Consider the following 8,173-nt stretch of genomic DNA (forward strand, 5'->3'; position numbering starts at 1 on the left):
ACGCCGCGGCTTCTCGGTTCAATTATTGTCGTCACGGAGTACTGGATCGCCCGCCTGCGCGGGCGATGACACCGTTTGGGAGGCGAGAGCACCGTACTTTCATTCTTCGTCCGCGACCGAAGCATGATCGGCCTTCGATCGCTTATGTTCCGCATGGGGCTGCAACCGAGGTGGCAGCATGCGAGCCAGCACCATCAGATATGAAACCCTCGACGGCAGGGCCGGCGCTTCGCGCGCCGGCTCGCCTCTTGCAACCACGCTCACGCTGGCGGCGATGAGCCTCGGCTATGGCGTGGTGCAGCTCGACGTCACCATCGTCAACACCGCGCTCGATGCGATGGGCAAGACGCTCGGCGGCGGCGTTGCCGAGCTGCAATGGGTGGTCAGCGCCTATACCATCGCCTTTGCCGCGTTCATCCTGACATCAGGCGCGCTCGGTGACCGGATCGGCGCCAAGCGCGTGTTCATGGCGGGCTTCGCCATCTTCACCGCGGCTTCGCTCGCCTGCGCGCTGTCGCCCAATGCGGTCGTCCTGATCGGTGCGCGGCTGGTCCAGGGATTGGCCGCAGCGATCCTGGTGCCGAATTCGCTCGCGTTGCTCAATCATGCCTATCCGGACGACCGCGCGCGCGGCCGCGCTGTCGCGGTCTGGGCTGCCGGCGCGAGCCTTGCGCTCACCGCCGGCCCCTTCGTCGGCGGCGCGCTGATCACGCTGGTCGGCTGGCGCGCGATCTTCCTGGTCAATCTGCCGATCGGGCTCGCCGGCCTGTGGCTGACCTGGCGCTACGCCAGCGAGACCACGCGGGCGCGCTCGCGCGAGATCGATCTGCCGGGCCAGCTTGCCGCGATTGGCGCGCTCGGGGCGCTGGCCGGCGCGATCATCGAAGGCGGTGCGCTCGGCTGGGACCATCCCTTCGTGATCGCAGCCTTTGCCGGCGCCGTCGTTCTCGGCGCGCTCTTTGTCTGGCGCGAGCGGCGCGCGGCGCAGCCGATGCTGCCGCTGTCGCTGTTCGGCCACAGGCTGTTCGCGTTGACCTCACTGGTCGGCCTGCTCGTCAACATCGCGATCTACGGCCTGATCTTCGTGCTCAGCCTGTACTTCCAGCGGATCAACGGGCTGTCGGCATGGTGGACCGGGCTCGCTTTCGTGCCGATGATGGGGGCGGTGCTGCCGGTCAATCTGCTGGCGCCGCGCCTCGCCGAGCGCATTGGCCCGTGCCCGACCATCGTGGCCGGTGCCTGCATCTCGGCGCTCGGCTGTCTCGGCCTGCTGTGGATCGCGCCTGACACACGCTATTGGATGATCTGCGCGCAGCTGATCGCGATCAGCTCCGGACTTGGCCTGCTGGTACCGCCGCTGACCTCGACCCTGCTGGGCAGCGTCGACAAGGCGCGCTCCGGTATCGCAGCCGGCGTCCTGAACGCGACGCGGCAGACCGGCAGCGTTCTCGGCGTGGCGCTGTTCGGCTCGCTGGTGGCCGCGGAGGGGGCATTCATGACCGGGTTCCATCTGTCGCTGATCGTGTCCGCGACGGTCCTGCTGCTCGCGGCAATCGTGATCGGTCTCGGCGCGCCGTCGCGGGGATGAACAATCCGAGGGAATGAACACATCTTCCGTTCACCATTGCCGCAACAGTTGCGGAGCCGGTTACCACCTGTCCATATTGGTCGGGTCAAGTGCGGGTCCATCAGAGGCCCGCAATGCATCAAGTTCTCTACTGTCTCACCGCAGAGCACGATTTACGGCTCGTCGCGCTTGGCGGCGCCGTGTGTCTGCTCGCCAGCGCCGCGGCGATCAGCCTGTTCCACCGGGCCCGCGCGACGCAGGGCCTCGGGCGTCTGGTCTGGCTCGGTCTCGACGCCGCCGTCAGCGGATGCGGCATCTGGGCGACGCATTTCATCGCGATGCTCGCCTACGGGCCGGGAGGCGCGGGCGCCTACAACATCCCGGTAACCATCCTGTCGCTGATCTTTGCGATCTCCGTGACCTTCGTGGGGCTGAGCATTGCCGTCTCGTCCTCGCGCACGGTGTGGATCGTCGTGGGCGGCGCCATCGTCGGCGCCGGTGTCGCGGCGATGCATTACACCGGCATGGCGGCGCTGGAGATACCGGCGCGGGTGGACTGGATCGGAAGCACGGTCGCCGTCTCGGTGCTGTCAGGAATTCTGTTCGCTGCGCTCGCACTGTTCGTGGCTGCGCGACGCGACGACCTCTTCCATGCGCTGTCGGCGACCGCCCTGCTGACGGTCGCCATCGTCGCGCATCATTTCACCGCCATGGGCGCGGTGCTGCTGACGCCGGATCCGACGCTCGCGATCGGCGGCCTGTCGATCCCGCCGGCCTCGCTGTCCTTCCTCACCGCCAGCGCTGCGGTCGCGATCATCGCGATCGCACTCGTGGCCGCGTTGCTCGACCGCCGCGCCAGGAGCGAGTTGGGCGCCCAGCAAATGGTGCTGGACTCGGCGCTCGAGAACATGTCGCAAGGGCTTTGCATGTTCGACGCGGACGGCAAGGTCATGCTGTTCAACGAGCGCTACGCGGCAATGCTTCGCCGCACCGACGTCGCGCTCACCGGCCGTCTGTTGGTCGACGTGCTCAGGGACGAGCAGGCCAGGGGCCAGTGGCAGGGCGACGCGGACGAGTTCTTCGCCCGCCTTGTCGCCGACGCGCGCGAGGGGCGCACCACGACCGACATCGTCAACCGGTTCGGCCGCTCGATCCGGGTGGTCAACCAGCCGATGCAGGGCGGCGGCTGGGTCGCGACCTTCGAGGACATCACCGAATGGCTGGAGGCGCAGGCCAAGATCTCGCACATGGCGCGCCATGACGCGCTGACCGGTCTGCCGAACCGCGTGCTGTTCCACGAGCAGCTCGAGCAGGGGCTGCGCCGGACCGGCTCGGGCGATCAGCTTGCAGTGCTCTGTCTCGATCTCGATCACTTCAAGGACATCAACGACTCGCTCGGCCATCCCATTGGCGACGCCTTGTTGAAGGAGGTCGGCCGCAGGCTCGAGGAGACGGTCGGCGACAGCGACACCGTGGCCCGGCTTGGCGGCGACGAGTTTGCCGTGGTCCAGATCGGCCGGTCCGAGGAGACCGCTGCGCGATCCCTGGCCCGCCGTCTGGTCGAGGTCACCTCGGCGCCTTACGAGATCGACGGTCATCAGATCCTGATCGGCGTCTCGATCGGCATCTCGCTGTCGCCGCAGGACGGCAGCAATCCGGACGAGCTCTTGAAGAACGCCGACCTCGCGCTCTACCGCGCCAAGGCGGACGGCCGCGGCACCTATCGCTTCTTCGAAACCGGCATGGACGCCCGCGCGCAGGCGCGCCGCCTCCTGGAAATGGATCTGCGCGCAGCTTTGCAACGCAGCGAGTTCGAGGCGTATTACCAGCCGATCCGCGACGTCGTCAGCGGCCGCGTCGTCGCCTTCGAGGCGCTGCTGCGCTGGAATCATCCGCAGCGTGGCCTGATCTCCCCGATCGACTTCATCCCGCTGGCCGAGGAGACCGGACTGATCGTCCAGCTCGGTGAATTCGTGCTGCGCGCCGCCTGTACCGATGCGGCCACCTGGCCCAATGACGTCGACCTCGCCGTCAATCTGTCGCCGGTCCAGTTCAAGAATCCGAACCTGATCGCGTCCGTGACCGAGGCATTGGCAGCCTCTGGACTCGATGCGCGGCGCCTCGAGCTCGAGATCACCGAATCGGTGCTGCTGCAGAACAGCGAGGCGACGCTGGCGACCTTGCACGAGCTGCGCGGCATGGGGTTGCGGATCTCGCTCGACGATTTCGGCACCGGCTATTCGTCGCTGAGCTATCTGCGCAGCTTCCCGTTCGACAAGATCAAGATCGACCGCAGCTTCGTGTCGGAGCTGGCGACGCGCGACGATTCCATGGCGATCATCCGTGCCGTGACGGGCCTTGGCCGCAGCCTCGGCATCGTCACCACGGCGGAAGGCGTCGAGAACGACGCCCAGCTCGAGCTGCTCAGGCGCGAGGGCTGCGACCAGGCCCAGGGCTATCTGTTCAGCAAGCCGCGTCCGGCCTCCGACGTCACGATCATGCTGGGCCGCCCGCGCCTGCTGGCGTCGGCGTGAGGCGATTATTGTTTGAGCATGATCATCCGGAAAACCGCTTCACACTTTTCCGGATCATCCTCTAGCCACGGCGCAGCGCGAAATGAGCGCCGCAGAATGCCATGACGGCGCCGAGGCACAGCGCCGCAAGCCCGGCCAGCACGCCCGAGACGGTCGGGATCGGGCTCGGCGCGGAGGCCGCCTGGCCCGCGCCCGCGAGCAGCAGCACGCCGACCGCGATCAGGAACTGGCGCATTCGTTGCGGGATCTGGCCGGAGACCGCGCTCTGCATCAACGTCGCGGTGAAATAGCCGCCGGAGAATCCGACCGTGGCGATCAGCCACCAGGCGATCGCAGCGCCCGCTGGGATGAACTCATGCGTGTCGGAGCGCCAGAGCCCGCCGAGGTCGAGCCCGTAGCGCGCGCCCAGCATGTGCACTGCGAGTGCCAGCAGCACGCCGGAGATCATGGCGGCGCCGAGAATCAGGCGGCGCGGAAAAAAGGTCGTCTCAGCCATGCCTCGCTTGTAGGATGGGCGAGGGCGATCGCGCAAGCGGATCGCCGAGGGGATTGATTGTGACGACGCAAGTTTCGGACGCGCAAGGCGCCTCGGGTGCGAGCTACGCCTACAAGGCGTCGCTGATCGGCTCGGCGCATCGTTTCGACCTCACGGACGAGGGCTTGTCCTGGCACGTCGGCGGCCGGTCGGGCCTGTGGCCCTATGGCGAGATCGGCGCGATCCGGCTGTCGTTTCGCCCGGTCTCGATGCAGCAGCACCGTTTTCGCGCCGATGTCACCCACACCTCCGGCCGCCGCATCGCGATCCTGTCGACGAGCTGGCAGACCGCGGCGTTGATGGCACCGCAGGACAACGGCTTTCGCGCCTTCATCGTCGAACTGCATGCGCGGATGGCCAGGGCCGGCAGCCGCGCGGCGCTCACTGCAGGCCTCGGCCGCATCACCTACGCGGCGGTGCTGGCATTCCTCGCGGTGCTGACGGTTGCGATGGCGGGCCTGTTGATCCGCGCCCTGATGATCGGCGAGTTCGCCGGCGTTCTCTTCATCCTCGGCTTTGCCGCGCTGTTCGCCTGGCAGGTCGGCGGCTTCGTGCGGCGCAACCAGCCGCGCGCCTACACTTTCGCGCGTCTGCCGGAAACGCTGCTGCCATAGCTCTGCAATCGGCCGCAATCAAACGTGAGTTCGCGTCCCCGCGCAGGTGACGCATCGTGCACTCATGCCAACCCTGGATCGCACCACGCGCGCGCTTGCTGCGGACGAGATCGCCGAGATCAATCGCAGTCACCTGATCGACACGCCGCTCGTGCCGGCCGACCTTCTGTTTGTGTTCGGCACGCGGGAGGACGACCTATTGCGGGCCGAAACCGCGGCGCGGCTGTGGCGCGAGGGTTATTTCCGCTGGGCGATTGTCAGCGGCGGCGTGACGCCGGGCTCGGAGCAATCCGAGTGCGCGCTGATCAAGGCGGCGATGGTCGACGCGGGCATTCCGGCGGAACTTGTCCTCGAAGAGCATCGCGCCATGAACACCGGCGAGAACGTGATCTTCTCACTGCCGGTGATCGATGCGGCGCTCGGCCTTGCCAACATCCGCAGCGTGATCTGCCTTGGCAACACCTGGACCGCGCGGCGCTATCCGATGACGCTGCACCGGCACTGGCCGGAGGTCGAGAAAATGCTGCTTACCGTCGACAGCTTCGCGACGCCGCGCGCGCTGTGGCACACCGATGCCGAATTCCGCCGCCGCATGCTGCACGAATGGGACAAGATCGAACCGTACAAGGCGAAAGGCTTCATCGCGGAATGGCCGGCATGATCGGCGCAACCCGCGAGCTACTCCGTGGAGTCGAAATCCTCTTCCTTGGTGCCGAGCAGCGACACGATGGTGCGCAGGCCTGAATCGAGCTGCTCGAAGGTGGGCGGAGCGATCGCGAGGCGCACCGCGTTCGGCGCATGGCCGTGGGCGATCGCGAAGGTGGATGACGGCGTCAGCGCGATGCCGCGCCGGGCTGCCGCGGCGACGAAGGTCTGCGAGCGCCAGTGCGGCGGCAGCGTCAACCACAGATGATAGGCGCGGGTGTCGGCGGCGATCTGGTAGCCGGCGAGCAGTCGTGCCGCGGTCTGCTGGCGGCGCGCGGCGTCGATGCGTTTGAGCCGCGTCAGTTCGGCGACGGTGCCGTCGGCCATCAGCCGCTGTCCGGAGGCGAGGGCGTGGCCGGAGGCGATCCAGCCGCCGGTGCGGACCGCGCTCATCACGCTTTCGCGCAAGTGCGGCGGCGCGACCAGGATGCCGAGCGCAAGGCCGGGCGCGACCTTCTTGGACAGGCTGTCGATCACGATGCAGCGGTCCGGCCCGAGGGCGGCCAGCGGCGTGTCGTCGGCGAGGAAGCCGTAGACGGCGTCCTCGATGATGGTGAGGTCGAGCTTCTCGGCGACACGCATGATGTCGGCGCGCCGCGTGGCGCTCATGGTGACGCCGAGCGGGTTCTGGATGATCGGCTGCAGATACAGCGCCGACAGATGTGCCTCGCGATGCGCTTTCTGGATCGCATCGGGACGGGCGCCGAATTCGTCCATCGGAATCGGGACCAGCGTGATGCCGAGCCGCGCGGCGATGCTCTTGACGTAAGGATAGGTCAGCGCCTCGACGCCGCAGCGGCCGCCGGTCGGGACCAGCGCTGCGAGCGCGGCCGCGAGCGATTGCTTGCCGTTGGCGGTGAACACGATCTGCTCGGCCTGCGGCGTGAAATCCTTCCGCGCGAGATAGGCTGCGGCGGCATTGCGCGCGCTCTTGGTGCCGGTGCTGGTCGAGACGCGCAGCGCGGATTCCAGCGCGTCGACGCGCTCGAGCCCCGCAAGGCTCTTGGCGATCATCGCCCATTGCTGCGGCAATAACGGATAATTGACCTCGAAGTCGATGCGCGCATCGCGCGGCTCGCTCAAGGCTTCGACCTCGCGCCTGATGTCGCCCGAGATGAAAGTGCCGCGTCCGACTTCGCCGACGACGAGGCCGCGACGAAGCAATTCCGTATAAACACGGCTCGCAGTCGAGACTGCAATGCCACGGTCATAGGCAAAATTGCGCTGCGGCGGCAGCCGATCGCCGGGCCTTAACGTGCCGTTAGAGATATCCGAGGCAATGGCATCGGCAAGCTTCACGTACTCGAACTTGGACATTATTGCACCGAGAGCAATGTTTTACTTGCTCCGAGAAGTGTACTGGAGCATTTAAGTTCCATCAAGGTCCGCGATTGAGCCGAGGAAAGCGAGAGCAATCCGACGGCAAATGAGGTGCAAGCGCTGAGTGCGCCTGCGTCAACGGCAATTGCTTCGCCGCGCGGCCCATTAGGCCGGAGAAGAAAAGTGACCATCATTTCGCAAACTGCCGGGCAGAGTTTACGCCCGTCCTCCACGAGCGGCTTTCTTGCATCGCTCTTCAACCTCACCTGCGCGCTGTTCGATCGCATCGAGCGCCGGACCGCCGTCAAGACGCTGAACGAGCTCGATGACCGCGCCCTGCGCGACATCGGGATCACGCGCAGCCAGATCGAGGACGCGGTGTACGGGCAGGTCAAGGCCGAGTTGACGCGCTATCTGTGAGGTCTCTCCTGTCCCGGACGCGCTGCAGCGTTCTTACGCTGCTGCGCAGAGCCGGGACCCAGGAAGCTACGGCACTCGTTGATGCATGGGCCCCGGCTCTGCGGCGCATCGTACCGGACGATGCTCCGCATCGCCGGGGACGCTGCGCCGCGTCCGGGGCACGAGAGCGTGGCTTTGCGCGCGCTGCTTCAACAGCGTCATTGCGAGCGCAGCGAAGCAATCCAGAATCTCTCCGCGGAGGCAGTGCCGTAGGGTGGGCAAAGCGCAGCGTGCCCACGCCTTGTTGCTTGTCGAGAGAGATCGTGGGCACGGCGCGATGCGCCTTTGCCCACCCTACGAGATCGAGCTTGGGGCACGCAGCTCATGTCGTAGACACACCTCCGCATCCTCGCGGCGCATCTCGCCCGAGCTTTGCTGGATCGCTCGCCCTCGATTGAAAGAGGGCGCAGGGAAGACCGGGTGCCGGCTGGCACCCGCG

The 8,173-nt window shown here is 66.8% G+C and carries 7 protein-coding genes; 5 read left to right on the plus strand and 2 right to left on the minus strand.

The window, feature by feature from the left end:
• Nucleotides 1-178: 178 nt before the first annotated feature.
• Complete coding sequence (locus tag Q0743_RS01280; protein ID WP_298239787.1) at nucleotides 179-1,588, plus strand: MFS transporter; 1,410 nt, start codon at nucleotides 179-181, stop codon at nucleotides 1,586-1,588.
• A 113-nt stretch (nucleotides 1,589-1,701) separates the two neighbouring features.
• The gene (locus Q0743_RS01285; RefSeq protein ID WP_298239788.1) at nucleotides 1,702-4,101 is read left to right on the plus strand and encodes an EAL domain-containing protein; all 2,400 of its coding nucleotides are present in this window, start codon (nucleotides 1,702-1,704) and stop codon (nucleotides 4,099-4,101) included.
• A 61-nt stretch (nucleotides 4,102-4,162) separates the two neighbouring features.
• On the opposite strand, the gene Q0743_RS01290 is transcribed toward Q0743_RS01285, so the two are convergent.
• Nucleotides 4,163-4,597: a hypothetical protein gene (locus Q0743_RS01290; protein WP_298239789.1), complete on the minus strand. Its 435-nt coding sequence runs from the start codon at nucleotides 4,595-4,597 to the stop codon at nucleotides 4,163-4,165.
• A 14-nt stretch (nucleotides 4,598-4,611) separates the two neighbouring features.
• Here Q0743_RS01290 and Q0743_RS01295 point away from each other — a divergent pair, with 14 nt between their 5' ends.
• Both Q0743_RS01295 and Q0743_RS01300 read left to right on the plus strand, forming a co-directional pair.
• Complete coding sequence (locus Q0743_RS01295; RefSeq protein WP_298239790.1) at nucleotides 4,612-5,250, plus strand: hypothetical protein; 639 nt, start codon at nucleotides 4,612-4,614, stop codon at nucleotides 5,248-5,250.
• Between the two features lie 64 nt (nucleotides 5,251-5,314).
• On the plus strand, nucleotides 5,315-5,911 hold the full coding sequence (locus tag Q0743_RS01300; protein WP_298239791.1) for a YdcF family protein: 597 nt from the start codon (nucleotides 5,315-5,317) through the stop codon (nucleotides 5,909-5,911).
• Nucleotides 5,912-5,928: 17 nt separating this feature from the next.
• Here the strand turns inward: Q0743_RS01300 and Q0743_RS01305 are convergent, their stop codons facing one another.
• Entirely contained in the window at nucleotides 5,929-7,272 is a 1,344-nt protein-coding gene (locus tag Q0743_RS01305) for a PLP-dependent aminotransferase family protein (RefSeq protein ID WP_298239792.1), read from the minus strand.
• Between the two features lie 186 nt (nucleotides 7,273-7,458).
• Between Q0743_RS01305 and Q0743_RS01310 the strand changes: the two genes are divergently transcribed.
• On the plus strand, nucleotides 7,459-7,695 hold the full coding sequence (locus Q0743_RS01310) for a DUF1127 domain-containing protein (protein WP_298239793.1): 237 nt from the start codon (nucleotides 7,459-7,461) through the stop codon (nucleotides 7,693-7,695).
• Nucleotides 7,696-8,173: the final 478 nt, after the last annotated feature.

Origin of the sequence: uncultured Bradyrhizobium sp. (assembly GCF_936943645.1) — a bacterium.
GTDB lineage: Bacteria > Pseudomonadota > Alphaproteobacteria > Rhizobiales > Xanthobacteraceae > Bradyrhizobium.